The sequence below is a fragment of the Rossellomorea aquimaris TF-12 genome, assembly GCF_001648555.1.
Classification (GTDB): domain Bacteria; phylum Bacillota; class Bacilli; order Bacillales; family Bacillaceae_B; genus Rossellomorea; species Rossellomorea aquimaris.
Genome location: NZ_LQXM01000022.1, coordinates 141,896 through 161,048, shown reverse-complemented (window position 1 = coordinate 161,048; position 19,153 = coordinate 141,896). Strand labels below are relative to the sequence as shown.

Annotated in this window: 20 protein-coding genes and 2 riboswitches; of the genes, 2 read left to right on the top strand and 18 right to left on the bottom strand. The window is 38.0% G+C overall.

What is annotated here, in order from left to right; all coding sequences use genetic code 11:
• Positions 1–85 precede the first annotated feature (85 nt).
• The 12 genes from IQI_RS04990 to IQI_RS04935 all read right to left on the bottom strand — a co-directional run bounded on the left by IQI_RS04990 (position 86) and on the right by IQI_RS04935 (position 8,679).
• Positions 86–643 (bottom strand): SpoIIIAH-like family protein, encoded by a 558-nt coding sequence (locus IQI_RS04990; RefSeq protein WP_064091580.1) that lies wholly within the window; start codon positions 641–643, stop codon positions 86–88.
• Positions 644–657: 14 nt separating this feature from the next.
• Positions 658–1,311, bottom strand: a complete 654-nt coding sequence (spoIIIAG, locus tag IQI_RS04985; RefSeq protein ID WP_064091579.1) for a stage III sporulation protein AG — start codon at positions 1,309–1,311, stop codon at positions 658–660.
• Entirely contained in the window at positions 1,301–1,924 is a 624-nt protein-coding gene (spoIIIAF, locus tag IQI_RS04980) for a stage III sporulation protein AF (RefSeq protein WP_064091578.1), read from the bottom strand. The genes spoIIIAG and spoIIIAF overlap by 11 nt, the downstream gene beginning before the upstream one ends.
• 29 nt (positions 1,925–1,953) lie before the next feature.
• Positions 1,954–3,147 carry a stage III sporulation protein AE gene (spoIIIAE, locus tag IQI_RS04975; RefSeq protein WP_064091577.1) on the bottom strand — a complete coding sequence of 398 codons (1,194 nt, stop codon included), beginning with the start codon at positions 3,145–3,147 and terminating at the stop codon, positions 1,954–1,956.
• 24 nt (positions 3,148–3,171) lie between these two features.
• Positions 3,172–3,564, bottom strand: a complete 393-nt coding sequence (gene spoIIIAD / locus IQI_RS04970; protein ID WP_156509842.1) for a stage III sporulation protein AD — start codon at positions 3,562–3,564, stop codon at positions 3,172–3,174.
• Between the two features lie 12 nt (positions 3,565–3,576).
• Complete coding sequence (gene spoIIIAC / locus IQI_RS04965) at positions 3,577–3,783, bottom strand: stage III sporulation protein AC (protein ID WP_034758004.1); 207 nt, start codon at positions 3,781–3,783, stop codon at positions 3,577–3,579.
• 54 nt (positions 3,784–3,837) lie between these two features.
• Entirely contained in the window at positions 3,838–4,353 is a 516-nt protein-coding gene (gene spoIIIAB, locus IQI_RS04960; protein WP_064091575.1) for a stage III sporulation protein SpoIIIAB, read from the bottom strand.
• Positions 4,354–5,277 (bottom strand): stage III sporulation protein AA, encoded by a 924-nt coding sequence (spoIIIAA, locus tag IQI_RS04955; RefSeq protein WP_064091574.1) that lies wholly within the window; start codon positions 5,275–5,277, stop codon positions 4,354–4,356.
• Between the two features lie 628 nt (positions 5,278–5,905).
• The gene (gene efp / locus IQI_RS04950) at positions 5,906–6,463 is read right to left on the bottom strand and encodes an elongation factor P (protein WP_064091573.1); all 558 of its coding nucleotides are present in this window, start codon (positions 6,461–6,463) and stop codon (positions 5,906–5,908) included.
• A gap of 40 nt (positions 6,464–6,503) precedes the next feature.
• A complete protein-coding gene (locus IQI_RS04945) occupies positions 6,504–7,568 on the bottom strand; it encodes a M24 family metallopeptidase (protein ID WP_064091572.1) in 1,065 nt (354 codons plus the stop codon).
• Positions 7,558–8,016: a type II 3-dehydroquinate dehydratase gene (gene aroQ / locus IQI_RS04940; RefSeq protein ID WP_064091571.1), complete on the bottom strand. Its 459-nt coding sequence runs from the start codon at positions 8,014–8,016 to the stop codon at positions 7,558–7,560. The genes IQI_RS04945 and aroQ overlap by 11 nt, the downstream gene beginning before the upstream one ends.
• 93 nt (positions 8,017–8,109) lie before the next feature.
• Complete coding sequence (locus tag IQI_RS04935) at positions 8,110–8,679, bottom strand: YqhR family membrane protein (protein ID WP_064091570.1); 570 nt, start codon at positions 8,677–8,679, stop codon at positions 8,110–8,112.
• A 311-nt stretch (positions 8,680–8,990) separates the two neighbouring features.
• Between IQI_RS04935 and IQI_RS04930 the strand changes: the two genes are divergently transcribed.
• The gene (locus IQI_RS04930) at positions 8,991–9,356 is read left to right on the top strand and encodes an SA1362 family protein (protein ID WP_082892586.1); all 366 of its coding nucleotides are present in this window, start codon (positions 8,991–8,993) and stop codon (positions 9,354–9,356) included.
• 142 nt (positions 9,357–9,498) lie between these two features.
• Here the strand turns inward: IQI_RS04930 and IQI_RS04925 are convergent, their stop codons facing one another.
• The 3 genes from IQI_RS04925 to IQI_RS04915 all read right to left on the bottom strand — a co-directional run bounded on the left by IQI_RS04925 (position 9,499) and on the right by IQI_RS04915 (position 14,237).
• On the bottom strand, positions 9,499–10,380 hold the full coding sequence (locus IQI_RS04925; protein WP_064091568.1) for a patatin-like phospholipase family protein: 882 nt from the start codon (positions 10,378–10,380) through the stop codon (positions 9,499–9,501).
• Between the two features lie 106 nt (positions 10,381–10,486).
• Positions 10,487–13,051 carry a vitamin B12-dependent ribonucleotide reductase gene (locus IQI_RS04920; protein WP_064091567.1) on the bottom strand — a complete coding sequence of 855 codons (2,565 nt, stop codon included), beginning with the start codon at positions 13,049–13,051 and terminating at the stop codon, positions 10,487–10,489.
• A gap of 349 nt (positions 13,052–13,400) precedes the next feature.
• Positions 13,401–14,237: a lipoate--protein ligase family protein gene (locus IQI_RS04915; protein ID WP_064091566.1), complete on the bottom strand. Its 837-nt coding sequence runs from the start codon at positions 14,235–14,237 to the stop codon at positions 13,401–13,403.
• Between the two features lie 177 nt (positions 14,238–14,414).
• Here IQI_RS04915 and IQI_RS04910 point away from each other — a divergent pair, with 177 nt between their 5' ends.
• Positions 14,415–14,798 carry a rhodanese-like domain-containing protein gene (locus IQI_RS04910; RefSeq protein WP_064091565.1) on the top strand — a complete coding sequence of 128 codons (384 nt, stop codon included), beginning with the start codon at positions 14,415–14,417 and terminating at the stop codon, positions 14,796–14,798.
• A 118-nt stretch (positions 14,799–14,916) separates the two neighbouring features.
• Here the strand turns inward: IQI_RS04910 and gcvPB are convergent, their stop codons facing one another.
• Genes gcvPB through gcvT form a run of 3 tightly spaced genes read right to left on the bottom strand, consistent with a single transcriptional unit; the run spans position 14,917 to position 18,847 of the window.
• Entirely contained in the window at positions 14,917–16,386 is a 1,470-nt protein-coding gene (gcvPB, locus tag IQI_RS04905; protein ID WP_064091564.1) for an aminomethyl-transferring glycine dehydrogenase subunit GcvPB, read from the bottom strand.
• Positions 16,379–17,725 (bottom strand): aminomethyl-transferring glycine dehydrogenase subunit GcvPA, encoded by a 1,347-nt coding sequence (gene gcvPA, locus IQI_RS04900; protein ID WP_064091563.1) that lies wholly within the window; start codon positions 17,723–17,725, stop codon positions 16,379–16,381. Before gcvPA ends, gcvPB begins: the two co-directional genes overlap by 8 nt.
• A 15-nt stretch (positions 17,726–17,740) precedes the next feature.
• Positions 17,741–18,847, bottom strand: a complete 1,107-nt coding sequence (gene gcvT, locus IQI_RS04895; RefSeq protein ID WP_064091562.1) for a glycine cleavage system aminomethyltransferase GcvT — start codon at positions 18,845–18,847, stop codon at positions 17,741–17,743.
• Between the two features lie 86 nt (positions 18,848–18,933).
• Positions 18,934–19,014: riboswitch (glycine riboswitch) on the bottom strand.
• Positions 19,015–19,017: 3 nt separating this feature from the next.
• A riboswitch (glycine riboswitch) is annotated at positions 19,018–19,108 on the bottom strand.
• Positions 19,109–19,153: the final 45 nt, after the last annotated feature.

Here is a 19,153-nt window from a genome sequence, read left to right as displayed (position 1 = left end):
AAAGAATGTTATTAATACGAGCTCTTTATATTTTAATAAAACGAGCCCCTGTGAGGGGAAAATCCTCACAGGGGCTCGTTTTTATTTAGTTCACAGGCTGAAATTCAACTGCAACTTGTTTCATTTGACCAACTTCACTCATTACTAAGCGAATGATTTCATTTGCATCTGCTTTGGAATGTTCTTTACTAGATTTAACCGTTATACGAATATTATCTCCATTGGCTGTTACTAATGCATCCTCGTAGCCAATTGTTTTAATTAATGACTCCAATACGGATTCAGTCATAGCTAATTCGCGGAGATTTTCCATCTGTTCATAAGCTGCACTTTTTTCTTCTGCCGAAATTTGCGGGTCGCCAACTTTTGCAGTTAATTCTTCACGAAGCTCCTCACGTTGATCCAGTAATTCCATTCTTAATGCTTCAAACACTTCATTTCCAGCTGCATCTGTTACGACCTCTACATCTCCATTTGTCATTGTTTCTTTATTTTCTCCATCCTTTGCCTGCTCTTTTCCCTCTTGCTCCTCATACGCCATATCAGTAACTTGTTGAGTAGGTGAAGTAATGTAATATACTGAAAGCACAATCACAAGACTTAGCATTGTTAATAACCAAACCGTTTGTTTTTTTAATAACATCTATCGTATCCCCCTTATTGTTTAGGCATTACTGAAACTCTATGACTAGGAACATCTAACACCCGAGTAACAGCTTCCTTAATCCAACTTTTAACTTGTATATTATCGGCTCCCTTGGCTACCACCAGGACACCGCTGACTTTAGGCTTTTTCGTTTCAATCACAATGGGGACTTCCTTATCACCATTATTGATAATCACCGTTTTGCCTTCAGAGGACCTTTCTTCTATCGAACGTTTGCCGCCTTCTTTATCCTCTTCATTGGTATTTTGAGTTTGTGTAGATTCATCCTTTGCATATACATTAGCTTCTGTCGCTTCTACGTTGACCACTACTAATACATCACTCACTCCAACTATTTGATCAAGAGCTTCTTTTAGTTGATTCTCATATTGATCTTCATAGCTTCTCATGGAACCATTTGTTTCCTTTTGATTCGATCCAAAAGCAGGTACATCTTTTTCTATGTTTTCTTCATAGGGTTTGGTCGTTTCTATACTCGCATCTTTGCTCCAAAGATCACTAATAAGCATGAAAGCAACACCAAGGAGAAGCACAACGAGAAAGTATTGATATTTCTTTCCTTTTTTGTCCTTAGGTGGTGAGTTTGCATTTTCTTTTGAGAACCATTCCTTAAGTAAGTTAAATGGACCTTTATTAAAGTTCATTTCGTTTCCCAATCCCCCCTTCGACTGAAATGATTATTTGGTCTGGAGTAAGATTCCATTGCTTGGCAAGTAAGGAGGCCATTTGGGACGTTTGGTCATCAGTTTCATCATTTTTATGTTTTTTCCCCGTATCGATCTCCACTTTTTGAACGGCTTCAACTGAGTTACTGTCTTCATTATCCGTTACATATACCGTTACTTTTGTGATACTGTCTGGAATGTTTTCGGTATCATTGGCTTCTAAGTGAATACTTTCAATGACTTTTCCGTATTCATTTATCATCTCCTTTTCAGCTTGTTGTTTCATTTGGACAGCCATCTGTTCTAAAATATATGCACGTTGTGATGCTTGTATTTCTTTTTTCTTCATTTCTATTGAATTTTCTACTGAATTATTTTGAGAACTGCTATTTATATTGATTGAATTCATGACTTTATCAAAATCAGAAGTCAATAATTTTAGTAACGGAGTCAGGATAATAGTAATTAGCAACAAGCCTGTAACGATTTTTGCATATTTTTGCATATTCGAGCTTGGAAGAAGCATGTCAATAACAGTGGCCAGTAAGACAAACACAATAATATTTGTAATCCATTCCGTTAAGAATGACATGGTCACTCTCCTCCCTTTTCTACATGATCTCAACGCATCATCATCGTAATGTTTCCTGCTGCGATTATGACTGTAATACTTAAAAAGAACATAAAGGACACAATAGCCAGAGCTGCAAACACATACATCACACTCTTTGCAATCGTGTCTAAACAGTCAATAACCGGTCCTCCACCGAGGGGCTGAAGAAGCGCTGCTGCTAATTTATATATGAAGGCAATCATGAGGACTTTTATGGCTGGAAATGCCGCTATTATTAACACAATGGCTACTCCGGCAATTCCGACTGTGTTTTTTAATAATACAGAGGCACTAATGACGGTATCCGTCGCATCTGTAAACATCCTTCCAATTATAGGTACAAAGTTTCCTGTGACAAACTTTGCCGTTCTTATCGTGATTCCATCTGTCACAGCCGTCGTTGCCCCTTGGACAGAAATAACACCCAAGAATACAGTCATAAAAGCCCCTAGTAATCCTATACTCCAAGTCCGAAGTAATTGAGCTAGTTGGGTGACTTTATAATGTTGAGAAAGAGTACTTACAATACTTAAGAGAGCTGATAAAAATAATAGTGGTAGCACTACATTTTGAATGAGGAGTCCGCTTGTGTTCATTAAAAAAATAATGACTGGGTGGAAAAAGGCAGCTGATACAACTCCTCCTGATGCTGCGATTAATGCAAGTAACAGAGGAATGAGAGCAATAATGAAGTGAATCATGGTTGCGATGGCTTCCTGGGTATAGTCAATGGCTACATGAAAGCTATTTAAAGCAATAATGATCAACACCATGAAAATGATGCTGTACGCTACTTTACTTACATTTCCCCCTTCAAAGGCATTTTGAAGGGACTGCAAAAACATGCTGAAGATTGTTAACATAATAAGGGTTCCCAGGAGCTTTCCGTTCATAACTAATTCTTGAAAGGCGAATTTAAAAATCCCACTAAACCAAGCCTTAAATGAAAACTCTTTTTCCCCTTTAATGAAATCAAAGAGACTGCCTTTTTGACTCTCTGGCAAATACCCTCCATACTGATCGAGAATGTTATCCCAAAAGTGTTTAAGCTCTTCTATACCTAAGTTATCTATCTGTTGATTTACCATTTTCTCTTGAATCGTGGCCGCAGACTGATCATCACCATCTTCTGCTTGTCCAATAGAGGCTCCTAAAAAAAATAGAACGAGTGCTATGACGAAAACTCTATGAATTTGCAACAATTTTCCCACCTCTTAACCATCTCTTTATCCTGTCGGTATCATATTGATGATTGTTTCAATAATCACAGTTAAAATTGGAACAGCCATGGCTAAAATCAAGATTTTACCAGCAAGTTCAACCTTTGCTGCAATCGCACCTTGACCGGCATCTTTCGTAATGTGAGAAGCGAATTCTGCTATGTAAGCAATGCCGATAATTTTTAGTATGGTTTCTACATAAACGAGATTTACATTTGCATTGGCTGCCAGCTTTTCAATCATGTGGATAATGGTGTAGATTTGGTCAATTAGGAATAAGAATATGGAACACCCAACAAACACGATGAGTAAAAAGGCGAAGTTTGGTTTCTGCTCTTTAACGATTAATGCTAAAAAAGTAGAAACCAGTGCTATACCAACAATTTGAATAATCTCAATGGCAGACTCCCCCTATCCTTGATATAAAAACACCGACTTAATCTTTTGAAATAAATCATCCACAATGGAGGCAACCATAAACAATATATAGATAAAGCCAAATAGTGTTACCCATTGTGCATATTCCTTTTTCCCAACCTGATCCAAAATCGTATGCAAAAAGGCAACAACGATCCCAACACCTGCAATTTTGAAGATAATATCCACGTCAATTCCCATACTCAATTCCCTCCTGGTTTCAAAAAGCATCGAACAGTATAAAGGCAAACTAACCTAAAGCAGCAGTATGATTAACAGGAGCCCTGATAAAAAACCAAGACTTTTGGTCATTTTTTCATATTTTCTTTGCTTTTCAATCGCTTCTATTTCTTCTCTATCGAGATGTTTTAGAGCTAGATGAATATGTTTCTGCTGCGTCATCATGTCATGTTTCCCAAGGTTTTCACCAAACTGTTTTAAAATTTCATACTCACCAGACTTAAAAGCTGTTAATTTCCATACCTCATCTAAGCTTTCTTCCCAAGCTCTTTTGACTGATATTTCCTGCTCAGTGAGTTTCTTTGAGAACGACTCAAAAAACCATGAAACAGGCTTTTGCAGCTGTTTAGATATTTTTCTCGTCGCTTCATGTAATGGAGTATGGCTATATGTGATTTCAGCTTCCAGTGATTGAAGGGCAACCTTTAGTAACCGGAGCTGTCTAGGTCTTTCTGTTAAATATTTAGAAGCTTCAAACCCTGCCCATGATGTAGATAGGATAATAAATACTGCGCCAATAATTTTAATCATTTACGTCACACTCACTTTGTTCAGAAGAGATTGCCCTTGATGATCCCATACCTGATGAACCAAACCCGGCTCCTCTCCTCTTCTAAGTTCTACAAATCTTTCGATTGTTTGGAGATTAATAACTTCCTTCATGACTGGTCTTTTTTTCACTTCCATGAAGCTGGCACCATGTGTTGTCATGATTAGGGTGATACCTGCATTTACGGCTTCTTGAATGGCTTGACCATCTTCTAATCGTCCAATTTCATCAACGATAAGGACATCCGGGCTCATGGATCGAATCAGCATCATCATGCCTTCTGCTTTTGGACAGGCATCTAAAACATCCACTCTTGGTCCGAATTCCAATTGAGGAATGCCATTGACGCAACCGGCTATTTCCGATCGCTCGTCTACAATCCCCACTTTAAATGGAGGGATTCCTTTATCAGGTATTCCACTAGAGATGATGCGGGCAAGGTCTCTTAACAGAGTCGTTTTTCCAGTCTGAGGTGAACCGATAATCATCGTATGCTTCCAGCCATTTTCATAAACATATGGAAAAATGGACTCTGCTATGCCAATCTTTTGTTTGGCAATTCGTATATTGAAGGAGGAAAGGTGACGTATACCTTTCACCTTTCCGGCCTCTAATATTACCTTTCCGGCCAATCCAACACGATGACCACCTTCTATTGTGATATAACCTCTTTTTAGTTCTTCTTCTAATGTATAGAAAGAATGGCGGGACAATTTATTAATTAACTGCTCACTATCTTCCTCTGTAACAGTGTAGGAAATGAAGTATGGCTTTCCGCGAGCAGTAATCTCCAACACTCTATTCGTACGTACTCTTATCTCCTCTATTTTTTCTACCAGATCTTGTGGAAGGGCTAGGACTCTTTCAGATATAGTGCCGGGTAGTAATGTGAGAACTTCTTGCATCATTGTACCTCCTACTCTAATTCCACTTATTCAGAATAAGACGATCATTTCATCGTACAAGCTTCCTGATAATACAATGTATTCTTTTGAAAAGAGATTATGACAGTTGAGTTGTGAAAGAGAGTAGAGTAATTATGTTCTTCATTGTGGATTGATCTTTAGACTAATTAGAAGGATTTAGAATGATATTGAAGTTTGATAGAAGGTAATAATTTTACGAATACACTGTCTCTATTCAGACACACCTTTAATTAACAGAGCACAGGTAGACCTTTGTTAAAGGCTGTTTTGATAAGCTATGTTGCATGCGAGTAGTAGTTGATTTCCGTTACAGGTGCTCGCTTTCCGCGGAGCGTGAGTTTCTTAATATTTTCTAATATAAATGGCTTACTCGTTTAGAAAACAACATTTTTTAAATGTGCCGAGACCCCGGAAGCGAAGCTGATGAGGCTCGGCCGACACCCGTGGAAAGCGGAGCAGTTCCCCTCACCAACTAGCATAAACTGGTTTACAGGGTCTTTAAGAGACACATGTTATAAAACACTTATCTTTGTGAAATGAACCAAAAATAGACACAAAAAAGCCTAAACGAGAATTCGTTTAGGCTTTTTCACTATCATTTTATATATTATCCGCGTGAAACATAAGAACCGTCGGTTGTATTGATAACCAATGTATCCCCTTCATTGACGAAGAAAGGTACGTTTACGATTAATCCTGTTTCAACAGTCGCTGGCTTGGAACCACCAGAAGCAGTATCTCCTTTGATTCCTGGTTCTGTTTCTGTTACGACAAGCTCTACAGAATTAGGTAATTCAACTCCAAGCGTTTCTCCACCATACATCATGATAGACACTTCCATGTTTTCTTTAAGGTACTTTAATTCATATTCAATTGAAGTCGCTGGTAATTCAATTTGCTCATAGTTCTCATTATCCATGAACACATGCATATCTCCATTTGCATAAAGGTATTGCATTTTACGGTTATCGATTTGAGCTTTTCCTACCTTTTCACCTGCACGGAAGGTTTTCTCTTGAATAGCACCTGTGCGAAGATTACGAAGTTTAGAGCGAACAAAAGCTGCCCCTTTTCCAGGTTTAACGTGTTGGAAATCAATAACGCGCCAAATACCGTTGTCAACTTCAATGGTTAATCCTGTTTTAAAATCATTAACTGAAATCATGCATGTTCCTCCTATTGTGTATTAGTCCTGGTTGTTAGGACTAAAGTGGTAAAATTATTAGATCTTTTGTGGAGTGAGTTAGGGTTTCATTGGAATTTTCCGTCATGATCGTATCATCTTCTATACGCACTCCGCCAACGCCAGGAACATATACTCCTGGTTCTACTGTCACAATCATTCCAGGCTCTAGCACGACATCAGAGCGGGATGATAAACCAGGTCCTTCATGAACTTCAAGACCAATTCCATGCCCTAATGAATGTCCGAAATACTCACCATAACCTTTTTCTGTTATGTAATCACGAGCAATCGCATCAGCTTCTTTCCCAGTCATACCAGGCTTGATTTTTTCCATTGCTAGAAGCTGTGATTGTAGTACAACATCATAAATCTCTTTTAATTTATCACTCGGTTCCCCGACAGATACTGTACGAGTCATATCAGAACAATATCCTTTATAGTATGCACCATAATCTAACGTGACAAAATCACCTTTTTCAATCACTTTATCACTGGCAACACCATGAGGAAGTGCAGATCTTTTTCCTGATGCAACAATGATATCAAATGAAGAAGACGTTGCCCCTGCTTTTCTCATGAAGAATTCTAATTCGTTGGAAACTTCTAACTCTGTAACATCCGGTTTAATAAAATCTAATATGTGTTTGAATGCTGCATCGGCAATATCCGCCGCATCCTTAATTATCTTAATCTCTTCAGGTGTCTTAATCAAGCGTAACTTTTCTACGAGACCAGATACAGGAACAAGTTCAGCTTCTATGACTTCACGGTAGCTTTCATATGCATTATACGTCATATAGTTCTTTTCAAACCCTAAAGATTTAATCCCCAAATTCTGAACTTGTTTCGCAACTTCTTCATGAATAGGTCCAGTGTGTTGTACAATTTCATACTCAGTAGCTTGTTCAGTAGCTTGTTCAATGTAACGAAAATCAGTAATAAATAGGGCTTTGTTTTTTGAAATCAATACCACCCCTGATGAGCCGGTGAAATTGGTCATATATCGGCGGTTATAACTGCTTGTTAACAATATTCCATCCACGTTATTTTCTGAAAAAGTATCTCTCAATCGATCAATCTTCATCCAGTTCCACTCCCTTTATGTAATTAACTAGTGCTTCTAAGGCTAATTCATATCCAAATAGTCCAAAACCGACAATTTGTCCGATTGTTTCGGCTGCAAGGACAGATTGATGTCTAAAGGCTTCCCGCTTATGAATGTTTGAAATATGGACCTCAACAACTGGTATTGAGACAGAAGCAATAGCGTCTCTAATACTATAACTGTAATGAGTAAATGCCCCAGGATTAAAGATAATCCCACAATATTCATCGTCTGCTGCCTTATGTATAGAATCAATTAATTCCCCTTCGTGGTTGGACTGAGCCGAAACTAATTGGTAGCCTTTTTTCTTTGCTGCATTCTCAAGTTTTTGTTCCAACTCGACTAGAGTAACCCGCCCATAAATGTCTGGTTCACGTTTACCTAATCGATTTAAATTAGGACCGTTTAGCAATAGAATTTTTCCCATATGTAACTCCTAAAAAAATAGAATGTTCATCATGAACATTCTAACATAAACCCTATATTTATACCTACAAAATTGTCTGAAAATAGCGAGTGCTTATTGAACAACTTCTCCAGACTTTTCCTTTTGTTCATCATGCCTCAATTCGTTTTCTTCGTATGATATAGAGTATCCAATAAAAACACCATATAAAACATACAAGCATAAACTTGTTATGAGGGTATGGTAATCAATCGAAGTAAACGATTTTATACTTGGGAATAAAGGTTTAAGAACGAAGAAAACAGCTAAATATAAAACAATACCGTATCCAGCTCCAACCCACATAGACTTAAACTTTCTTAGTAATCCATAATAAATGAGAGCTACTCCGATGGAAACAATCCCATATGCAACGATAGACAAAATAATCCCAATCCATTTTTCCTTCCAGTTTCCAACAGCCCATGGTTCGAATATAATGTTCGGTTCAATTTTTGTAAATGAAAAAAAGTAACATAAATAAGAGATTGCACTCCAAAACACACCTCCAATGAAACCCGTAAGAATGACCATTGAAATAAACGAGAGTGGGGCTTCTCCTTTATTCTGTTCGAGTTTGGGATCTCTTTTACTTTCTTCTGATCCTTCTTGAATTTTTTCGTGCTGACCTTTTTGTTCCGCCATCTGTAACACCTCCATTTGTAGTATGTCCTATTCAGGTAAACACTTGCATTCATTTTAGTGATTTGAATTCGTTATATATAATCAATTATAGAAGTAGTACCCCTAGTGCTTTTATTCTTTTTTTAGTAAGATAAAGATACATTATCATTAACACAGAGATGGAATTTCTTCTTCAAGCTCTGTTTCTTCCTATGAAAAATTGGAAAGATTAGAAAACCATGTAAAAATGCGATTAAATTAAAAAGAAATTGTCTAAAATATAGGAAACCGTGATTTTAAAAGAACGATTGGACCGTAAGGAGGTGGCTTTGTTGAACGCTCGTATTATCGTTGTTTTCACTTTAATTTTATTAGCTATTTTGGGTTTAGGCTCATGGCTAATTGAAAATCCCCTGGGACTTCTTAGACAGGTACTTGTATCAGCGGCTGTCATCGGAATCATTTATTTCATTTACCGAAGATGGTTTAGCCAAAGACGGGCAGGTAGTAATGAGCAAAGGGCGTTTCTTAAAGCAGCCAAACAATCAAAAAAGAGACATAAGAAACAACCAACGAGCAAAGCTAAAGCTCAAGGAACTTCTGTTTCAAAGAAACGTTCAATACGGAAAAAATCCAATGCAAACCTTACAGTTATTGAGGGAAAAAAGAATAAAAAAAACAATCGAGCTTCTTTTTAGAGGCTCGATTGTTTTTTTCTTTTTACGTAAATAATGTTGCTATTTTTGATGAGAAAGTAGTAGTTGATTTCCTCTGCAGGATGCTCGCTGTAATCAACTACTACTTTTTTTGAATTAGTAACAATCTTATGAGAGTAGCCTTTTAATATGTCCATTTCTTCAGGAAATCTTCTGCCTGCTTCTTTCCGAATTGTATTAGTTCCCTTTTCTTCGCTTCAGTTAATTCAAATTCAGTCGTGAGAACACCTTCTGTTGGGAGAAAAATGATGTTTTTTTCATGTTTTCTTGAAATATATCTAGAATCATGAGCATCCTTCATTGTTTGAAAGAGAGCTTCATACAATTCTATTGCATTATGAATTTTATTCTTTGGTCTTTCATTTAGATTATGACTTAATTTCACTCCGAGAACCGGTCGCGTTTTTTTTACATTTTCTTTATCAAATAACCACATGGGAAAGTTACTTAATATTCCCCCATCCGCTACTAAATTCGTCCCGTCTAGAGAGCGTAATTTAACTGGCTCAAAAAAATACGGTAAACTCGCACTCATTCGAATCGCTCTTGCCACAGGAAATGTATCAATCGGTATACCATATTTCACTAAATCATCAGGAAGGACTAATAATCGTCCATTCGAAAGATCTGAAGCAATCACTCTCAGTGAATGTTTAGGAAGATCAGCAAAAGTATAAATACCTCTCGCTTTCAGCTTCACTTCTATCCAATTTTCAAGTGCAATTCCTTTGTATAAACCTAAACGATAATAGATTCTAACCCATTTTAATAAAGGAAAAGACACAATGGCATTTGAATCCAACAATTTCTTCAAGTCAACTTCTTCCATAATCCCCAACAGCTCCCGACTAGAATACCCCGCTGAAATTAATGCCGCAACAATTGCCCCTGCACTGGTTCCCGCTAATCGTTTGAATGTTAAGCCTTTTTCTTCTATCGCCTCATATGCACCTATCATCGCGAGCCCTTTTATGCCTCCACCCGAAAATACTCCATCGATGTCCATAGGCTCCACTCCTTCAACGTGTATATTACATCTTTAATTCACAATGAAGGATTTTAGAATAACAAAATAGGAGAGGAACTAGTCCTCTCCTACCTTTTACGTGTTATTACAAACCACATTTAAGTTGTGCGCCACAATTCGTACATGTATTACAACCACCCATGTCTTTCACTGTTCCTTTTCGACAAACAGGACAAGTGTTTCCTACTTCTGAACCAATTGTTACATCTGTAGAACGAACATCCTGAATCGTGTCTACTAAAACAATAGGCTTAGCTTCTCTCGGGGCTTCAACATGTTCTTGGTCATCATCAAAGCTGTTTTCTTCTGCTTTTAAAGTAAGGACTTGTGAATCACGGCTTCCATCAACATAAACCGTTCCTCCTTTTGCTCCTCCTTTATATAAACGCTCATATACTTTTTCGACTTGTTCTACCGTGTATCCTCTAGGAGCATTAACCGTTTTGGAGATAGAACTATCAATCCAATTTTGGATAACACATTGAACATCTGCATGTGCTTGTGGTGCCAGACTCATGGATGAAATAAACCATTCTGGAAGATCATTCGGGTCCGCATCAGGGTTTCTGCTTAAATACTCTTCCACAATATCAGCTTTCACCTCAATAAATTTACCTAATCTGCCACTTCTGTAATAAGTAAAAGAGAAGTATGGTTCTAATCCTGTGGAAACACCAACCATCGTTCCTGTTGAACCTGTTGGAGCAACAGTTAATAGATGGGAGTTACGTATTCCATGGGATAAAATGCTTTCACGAACATCTTCTGGCATTTTTTTCATGTATCCTGTTTCAATGAACGCTTTTCTTAAGCGATTGGTCTCTTCTTCATTTGAACCTGTCAAGAACGGAAAGCTTCCCTTTTCTTTTGAAAGCTGAACGGAAGCTCTATAAGCTGTGGTTGCAATCACTTCAAAAACTTCATCCACCAGTTTATTTCCTTCTTCAGTTCCATACTCTTTCTCACAGTATATAAGTAAATCGGCTAGACCCATTACACCAAGGCCAACACGACGTTCTCCCAGAGCCTGCTTTTTGTTCTCCTCTAAGAAGTATGGCGTTGCATCAATAACATTATCCTGCATACGAACTCCAACTTCTACAGTCTGTTTTAGCTTTTCAAAGTCAACTGATTTTGTTTCTTTATTAGCAAACTGAGCTAGATTAACTGCAGCCAGGTTACAAACTGAATAAGGTGCTAAAGGCTGTTCACCACATGGATTGGTTGCGACTACTTTTTGACCATATGCTTTTGCATTCGTCATATCATTGGCGTTATCAATAAAGAAAATGCCAGGCTCTGCCGAGTAGGTTGCACATACATTAATAAGATTCCACAGCTCTTTCGCCTTAATTTTTCTGTAAGTTCTTACTTTATATCCTAGCTTTTCCCATTCACGAACATCGCCAATTTTATGCCATTCTTCATTGTAATATTTCATTTCCTCGCCATCATAGCTTTCAACATCCGGGAATCGTAAAGCGTAATTCTCGTCCTTTTCAACAGCTTCCATGAAGTCACTTGTTAAGCAGACAGAAATGTTTGCCCCAGTTAAAAACTCTGAGTTATGCACACTGTAGGTTCCACCAGTACGCAATTTTTCTTCTGCATTTTTAAGGATCTTCTCATCAAATCCACCGTACCCTGGAATTTGCTTATAATTTAATATCCCTTGATACATAGCTTCTTCCTGCTCAGTTAAAGGAGTGAATTTTAATTTATCCTGGGCCACCTTTTTAATGGTTTCATCTTTCGTATTTTCTAGTAAGTAGCGTAAAATACGTGGGTTTTGCATTTTAGAGATAATAAATTCAACAATATCCGGATGCCAATCTGAAAGCATAATCATTTGGGCTCCACGTCGTGATCCGCCCTGCTCAACCAAGTGAGTCAGTTTTGCAATATCATCTAGCCAGGAAACGGACCCTGAAGATTTCCCATTCACACCTTTTGCTAACGTGTTGCGTGGTCGAAGTGTGGATCCGTTCGTTCCAACTCCTCCACCTCTACTCATAATTTCCATTACTTGTTTACGGTGTTCCGATATCCCTTCACGAGAGTCCTGAACAAAAGGCATTACGTAACAATTAAAATAGGTTACATCCGTTCCTGCTCCTGCTCCATATAAAACACGACCGGCAGGAACAAAGTTTAAATGGACTAATTCATGATAAAATTTTTCAAACCATTCTTTTCTCTTTTCCGGTGTTTCCTCAACCTCGGCTAAGCCTGTTGCATTCCGTTTTGCAATTTGTTCATAGTAAATTTCAAGAGGTTTTTCAATGACATCCAATGTCCTAGTAACAATACCAAGATCAGTCTCATTCGGATTATCAATTGCACTTCTGTATTCTTCTTCAATCCAAACATCTGCTTTTTTATTCTCCCAATCAATATTGGTGATGTAACCTAAACCTCGAGCAGGGAATTTTGGGTCTTCTTTAATGGTTAAAACGACAAAGTCCCCTTGTGAAAGAGTAATCTTTTCAGTGTCTTTAAAAGAATAACGATCAATCATTACTAGACGGGATACACCTTTGTGTGTAGTGATCATATCTGGGGTAATGGGATGTACTTGGGGGAATAATCCAATATCCTGGTTTAATCTTTCTTTGTTTAATTTCATTGGTTTTTTCAATGCAACAGCCATAAAGACAACTCCTTCAATCGTAAATGTTTCTATATATGTTTTCACTTTGATGTGTATTATCAAATATTACGTTATCATAGGGAAAGTAGAAAAGCAATATTAAAACACAACATATTGTGTACAAAATATTATTCGACACACCATATATTGTGTTTTAGGTCAATAGGTCTTTTGTTTGTCAAACCACTAAAAAGCTAATATACATAGAAAAAAGGAGGATACAAAAGCAAACAATCTAAAATATGATTGATATCTATGAATTTAAAGGTTGATATAATTTCATTGAGTGTAATAGTTGGTAAAATAGGAAAAAAGCGACAAAGGTCGCTTTTTTTCTACAAATATTTTTTTACCTTTTAAAATTCCATTCTTCTGATTCGTATCGACTCTTTGCTAAATCCACAACATATTGTGTTTCTTCTTCTGTTAGAACATAGGGTTCCAATTCGATGTTCAACCCTTCTTCAAAACCATTTTTGAATGCTTCTTTTGCCATCTCCATCGTCACTGGATGATGGCTTATTTCATTCATAGCAACCGCTTTATTTTTAAACGCTTTTTGCATACGTTCTTTTACGCGCTCTGAAGGGTATTTAAACAAACTAAATAGTTTATCTTCATCTAAATCCAAAAGAATGGAACCATGTTGTAGAATAACTCCTTTTTGACGAGTTTGAGCACTGCCGGCTACTTTTCTACCTTCCACTACTAATTCGTACCAGCTTGGTGCATCGAAGCATACAGCTGAACGTGGATTCTTTAATCCTTCCCGTTCTTCAGCTGTCTTAGGGACAGCAAAATAAGCTTCAAGACCTAAACCTTGGAATCCTTTTAATATACCTTCTGAAATGACACGATATGCTTCCGTTACTGTTTTTGGCATTTCAGGATGTTCCTCAGAAACAATGACGCTATAGGTTAGTTCATGCTCGTGAAGGACACCTCTTCCTCCAGTTGGCCTTCTTACAAATCCCAGCTTATGTTCCTTAACGGCTTCCAGATTAATTTCTTTTTCTACCTTTTGGAAATACCCAATGGATAATGTAGCCGGGTCCCAGCCATAAAATCGAATAGTAGGTGGAATTTTCCCTTCACTATGCCAATCAAGTAAAGCCTCATCAAGGGCCATATTGTATGAAGGTGAGCAATTACCTGAGTCAATAAATCTCCACGTTTCTTTCTTCATGTATCATACCTCGTTTATACGTCGATTCAATCCGTTACTAGTCTATCAAATACGATTAAAAAAACAAAGAAAAACAGATTGGAAACTGTTTAATAGTTATTTATAAATTTCTTTTGATTCTGCAGTAAATCATGAATATAATAGAAGATAGTGCATTTGTAGAAAGGAGCATGAATGATGGAAGGATTATATTTTCTTTTAGTCGTAGTAGGTGGAATAATTGCTTATTCCCTTTTCACGTTCTTCTATCAAAAGAGAATTGTGAACACATTGTCTGAAGAAGAATTTCGAGCAGGATATCGAAAGGCTCAATTGATAGATGTTCGTGAAGCAAATGAATTTGAAAATGGACATATTCTAGGAGCACGTAATATTCCTCTGTCTCAAATTAAAATGAGACAAAAAGAAATCCGTTCAGATCAACCGGTTTACTTTTATTGCCAGAATGGATTACGTAGTGGAAGAGCAGCTCAAATGCTTCACCGAAAAGGCTACCGAGACATTCATCAGTTACAGGGTGGATTTAAAAAGTGGACAGGCAAGGTTAAGCATAAGAAATAATCGAAAAGAGATCACCCTGCTGGGTGGTCTTTTTCATTGAGATTAAAGTTGAGTCTACACAGGTCCGTCCCTAAAAAAAGTCCGCCCCTTTAGAAAGGGGCGGGCTCTTTTTTTCTTATTAGTTTTGGGGTTCTTTCGTGTATCGCAGAATTGGTTTTCTCGCTGCCAGGGTTTCGTCCATTCTCTTCACAATGGTGGTGTGAGGAGCTTCTTGGACGATTTCAGGTGTTTCTTCTGCTTCTTTGGCAATTTGAATCATAGCATCAATGAATGAATCTAGCGTTTCTTTGGATTCTGTTTCCGTTGGTTCAATCATCATACATTCCTCTACGTTCAATGGGAAGTAGATGGTTGGTGGATGATAGCCGAAGTCAAGTAAACGCTTAGCAATATCTAACGTGCGAACACCCAGTTTCTTTTGACGCTTACCACTTATAACAAACTCATGCTTACAATGACGGTCATATGGAAGATCAAAGTATGGAGCTAATCGGCGCATCATATAATTGGCATTTAATACGGCATTCTCTGTTACAGCTCTTAAACCGTCAGGGCCCATGCTTCTGATATAAGTATACGCACGAACATTGATTCCGAAATTCCCATAGTAAGGCTTCACTCGACCAATCGAGTCAGGACGATTATAATCAAATTCAAATTGATCACCATTCTTCACCAGGATAGGTTTTGGAAGGTAGGCAATCAAGTCTTCCTTAACACCTACTGGTCCACTACCTGGTCCACCGCCTCCGTGAGGACCTGTAAAGGTTTTATGAAGATTCAAATGGACAACATCAAATCCCATATCGCCTGGTCGTGCCTTTGAAAGAACAGCATTTAAATTAGCTCCATCATAATAAAGCTTTCCGCCCGCTTCATGTATGATAGAAGCCATTTCAAGGATATTTTCTTCGAATAATCCTAAAGTGTTCGGATTCGTCAGCATTAATGCGGCTGTGTCATCCCCAACTACACGCTTAAGATCTTCTAAATCCACTAAACCATTTTCATTTGATTTAACCGTTACGGTTTCAAATCCTGCAACTGTTGCACTGGCCGGGTTCGTTCCGTGAGCTGAATCAGGAACAATGACTTTCGTACGCTTGGTATCACCATTTGCTTCATGATAGGCACGGATCATCATCAGCCCAGTCCACTCACCGTGAGCTCCTGCTGCTGGTTGTAGTGTAACTTCATCCATTCCGGTTATTTCTTTTAAATGTTCTTGCAAATCATACATTAATTCTAATGCGCCTTGAACACTTTCAGGCTCCTGAAGAGGATTGATATGAGCAAAACCATTTAAACGAGCTACGTTTTCATTTACCTTAGGATTGTATTTCATCGTACAAGATCCTAATGGATAAAACCCAGAGTCAACACCGTGGTTACGTTTTGACAATGCTGTATAATGACGCATAATATCAAGTTCTGAAACCTCTGGTAAATCTGGTTCTTCTGTACGAATATAATCAGATGGAATTAAGTCTGAAAGCTCTACTTGAGGTACATCTAATTCCGGTAAGCTGTATCCTATACGGCCTTCTTTTGACAATTCAAAGATAAGAGGTTGATCTTGCTTATTCATGACAATCCCCCAATTCTGCTACGAATGCATCGATTTCTTCTTTGCTGCGAAGTTCAGTAACAGCAACTAGCATATGCTGTGACAAGCTCTCATCTACAAGACCTAAATCATATCCACCAATCATTTCTTTTCCTAAGAGCTTTTGATTGATTGTTTTAACCGGCATATTTACTTTAACGACAAATTCATTAAAGGATGGTCCTTCAAATGCAATAGTAAATCCTTTTGCTTTAAAGGCTTCTTTTGCATAATGAGCCTTCTGAATATTTTGCAAGGCCATTTCCTTAACTCCCTTTTTTCCAAGAGCTGTCATGGCTACTGATGCAGCGAGTGCGTTTAGTGCTTGGTTAGAACAAATATTTGACGTGGCTTTATCACGACGAATATGTTGCTCGCGCGCTTGAAGGGTTAGAACAAACCCTCTCACTCCATTTTCATCGACCGTTTGACCAACAAGACGACCTGGAACCTTACGCATAAGCTTTTTGTTAACAGCAAAGTAACCACAGTGAGGGCCACCGAATGCGCTAGGAATACCAAATGGCTGTGCATCCCCGATAACGATATCTGCTCCTAATTTACCAGGGGGTGTTAGTGCGCCTAATGCTAATGGATTTGAAGATACAACAAACATTGCTTTTTGTGCATGAGTGACTTCTTCAATCGCTTTTAGCTCTTCAACTCGACCGTAAAAGTTTGGATATTGTACGATGACAGCAGCAATCTCATCTGACATTAATTTCTTTAATTCCTCAACGTCTGTAACTCCATTCGTATGTGGAATTTCTACAACATCGATATATTGACCTTTTGCGTATGATCTTAAGACATCCCTTGATTCTGGATGGACAGTGCTTGAAACCAATACTTTTTTACGACGTGTTTGACCTGCACTTAGCATGGCTGCTTCTGCTAAAGAAGTTCCTCCGTCATACATAGATGAATTGGCAACATCCATGCCTGTCAACTCACAAATCATCGTTTGAAACTCAAAAATCGCTTGAAGCTCCCCTTGTGAAATCTCTGGTTGATAGGGTGTATAGGCTGTATAAAACTCAGAACGAGATAATACATGATCAACAATAATCGGCATGTAGTGATCATAAACTCCCGCACCTAAAAAGGATGAATGACTTTTTAAGTCTGCATTTTTCGCTGCTAATTTCGTAAGCTCTTTTACTAAGCCTGTTTCAGATTTAGCTGCCTTGATATTATAATCCCCTTGAAAACGTACCTTTTCAGGAATATCTTCAAATAGATCATTCACACTGCTTACTCCAATGCTGTCTAACATTTCCCTTTGATCCTGCTCTGTCATTGGTAAATAACGATGCTTCATGACCGTCATCCCTCCCTATTTCTTTGCTCTTTTATAAAAAGGTGTCTGAACTACTGTTGCTTTTACTTTTTTTCCTCTTATTTCAACGAAAACCTCAGTATCCAAAGAAGTAAATTCTTTGTTTATAAGGGCTAATCCCACATTTTTCTTTAAGGTTGGAGATTGTGTACCCGTTGTCACTTCTCCAATTTCTTCGTCTCCAGAAAATACTTTATATCCATGACGTGGAATTCCACGGTCAATCATTTCAATTCCAACCAGCTTTCTTAATGCCCCTTCTTCCCTTTGCTTCTTTAGTGCATCTTGACCAATAAATGGAACCTCTTTATTCACTTTAACTGCAAAACCTATTCCAGCTTCAATAGGAGATATCGTTGAAGATAATTCTTGGCCATAAAGAGCTAAGTTAGCTTCGAAGCGTAAGGTATCTCTCGCTCCAAGTCCACACGGAAGAATTCCTTCTTCTTTTCCAGCCTCAAGGATTGCTTTCCACATGTGAGCAGCATCCTTTGCGTCACAGTATATTTCAAATCCATCTTCTCCTGTATAGCCTGTTCGTGAAACAAGTGCATGCTTTCCATCTATTTTCACTTCAGTTTGGAATTTAAAGAAGCCTATATCGCTTAAGACATGACCTTCAGATAGTTTTTGCAGGATTTGTTCTGCAAGGGGACCTTGTAATGCAAGTTGAGCCATATGCTCTGAAATATTATTCACTTCTACATCCTCAGTCACGTGTTGCTTTAACCAATCAAAATCTTTATCAATATTTGATGCATTCACAACTAATAAGTAGTCGTGATCTTTTATTTTATAAACTAATAAATCATCGACGGTTCCACCGTTCTCATAACACATGGCGGTGTACTGTGCTCCACCGTCTTTCACTTTAGAAACATCATTCGTAAGCATTTTTTGCAAATAATCGAGGGCCCCTTCACCCTTTACTTCTATTTCTCCCATATGAGAAACATCAAATAGTCCAGCCCGAGTTCTAACCGCTTCATGTTCTTCTTTAATGCTTGAGAATTGAACTGGTAAAGCCCAGCCACCGAAGTCGATGGTCTTTCCTCCATACTCTTTGTACACTTCGTATAGTGGTGTTTGTTTTAGCTCTGACATGACTTTTCCCCCTTTATCTTCATCACACTACATCCTTCTAAACATACGAAAAAGGACAGAAAAACCCCTTTTTATAAAAGAAGTTTCTCTGTCCTTGCACCTGAAAGTTTACCGAAAAACCGGCTTTCCCCTTTGGTGGTTTCCATAATAGGAAACTCTCTCCAGAGTTGCGTCCAACAAGAGTCTTTTTGCCTGAGAGATTCACACTTATGATGCTTGCTCCTTCGGCGCTGTATCTACAGTCTCTCCCCTTGCTATCATTCGCCAATATTCCTTGTAACATTTGGTCATACTAGAATATACAGA

Excerpts from the sequence above, each read along its gene's own strand:
- spoIIIAB (WP_064091575.1), bottom strand. The coding sequence starts at position 4,353 with ATGATTAAAATTATTGGCGCAGTATTTATTATCCTATCTACATCATGG.
- spoIIIAA (WP_064091574.1), bottom strand. The coding sequence starts at position 5,277 with ATGCAAGAAGTTCTCACATTACTACCCGGCACTATATCTGAAAGAGTC.
- IQI_RS04945 (WP_064091572.1), bottom strand. The coding sequence starts at position 7,568 with ATGAAGATTGATCGATTGAGAGATACTTTTTCAGAAAATAACGTGGAT.
- spoIIIAG (WP_064091579.1), bottom strand. The coding sequence starts at position 1,311 with ATGAACTTTAATAAAGGTCCATTTAACTTACTTAAGGAATGGTTCTCA.
- gcvPB (WP_064091564.1), bottom strand. The coding sequence starts at position 16,386 with ATGAATAAGCAAGATCAACCTCTTATCTTTGAATTGTCAAAAGAAGGC.
- spoIIIAC (WP_034758004.1), bottom strand. The coding sequence starts at position 3,783 with ATGGGAATTGACGTGGATATTATCTTCAAAATTGCAGGTGTTGGGATC.
- IQI_RS04910 (WP_064091565.1), top strand. The coding sequence starts at position 14,415 with ATGGAAGGATTATATTTTCTTTTAGTCGTAGTAGGTGGAATAATTGCT.
- IQI_RS04920 (WP_064091567.1), bottom strand. The coding sequence starts at position 13,051 with ATGGCTGTTGCATTGAAAAAACCAATGAAATTAAACAAAGAAAGATTA.
- IQI_RS04990 (WP_064091580.1), bottom strand. The coding sequence starts at position 643 with ATGTTATTAAAAAAACAAACGGTTTGGTTATTAACAATGCTAAGTCTT.
- IQI_RS04925 (WP_064091568.1), bottom strand. The coding sequence starts at position 10,380 with ATGGACATCGATGGAGTATTTTCGGGTGGAGGCATAAAAGGGCTCGCG.
- gcvPA (WP_064091563.1), bottom strand. The coding sequence starts at position 17,725 with ATGAAGCATCGTTATTTACCAATGACAGAGCAGGATCAAAGGGAAATG.
- aroQ (WP_064091571.1), bottom strand. The coding sequence starts at position 8,016 with ATGGGAAAAATTCTATTGCTAAACGGTCCTAATTTAAATCGATTAGGT.
- spoIIIAF (WP_064091578.1), bottom strand. The coding sequence starts at position 1,924 with ATGTCATTCTTAACGGAATGGATTACAAATATTATTGTGTTTGTCTTA.
- IQI_RS04915 (WP_064091566.1), bottom strand. The coding sequence starts at position 14,237 with ATGAAGAAAGAAACGTGGAGATTTATTGACTCAGGTAATTGCTCACCT.
- IQI_RS04935 (WP_064091570.1), bottom strand. The coding sequence starts at position 8,679 with ATGGCGGAACAAAAAGGTCAGCACGAAAAAATTCAAGAAGGATCAGAA.
- gcvT (WP_064091562.1), bottom strand. The coding sequence starts at position 18,847 with ATGTCAGAGCTAAAACAAACACCACTATACGAAGTGTACAAAGAGTAT.
- efp (WP_064091573.1), bottom strand. The coding sequence starts at position 6,463 with ATGATTTCAGTTAATGATTTTAAAACAGGATTAACCATTGAAGTTGAC.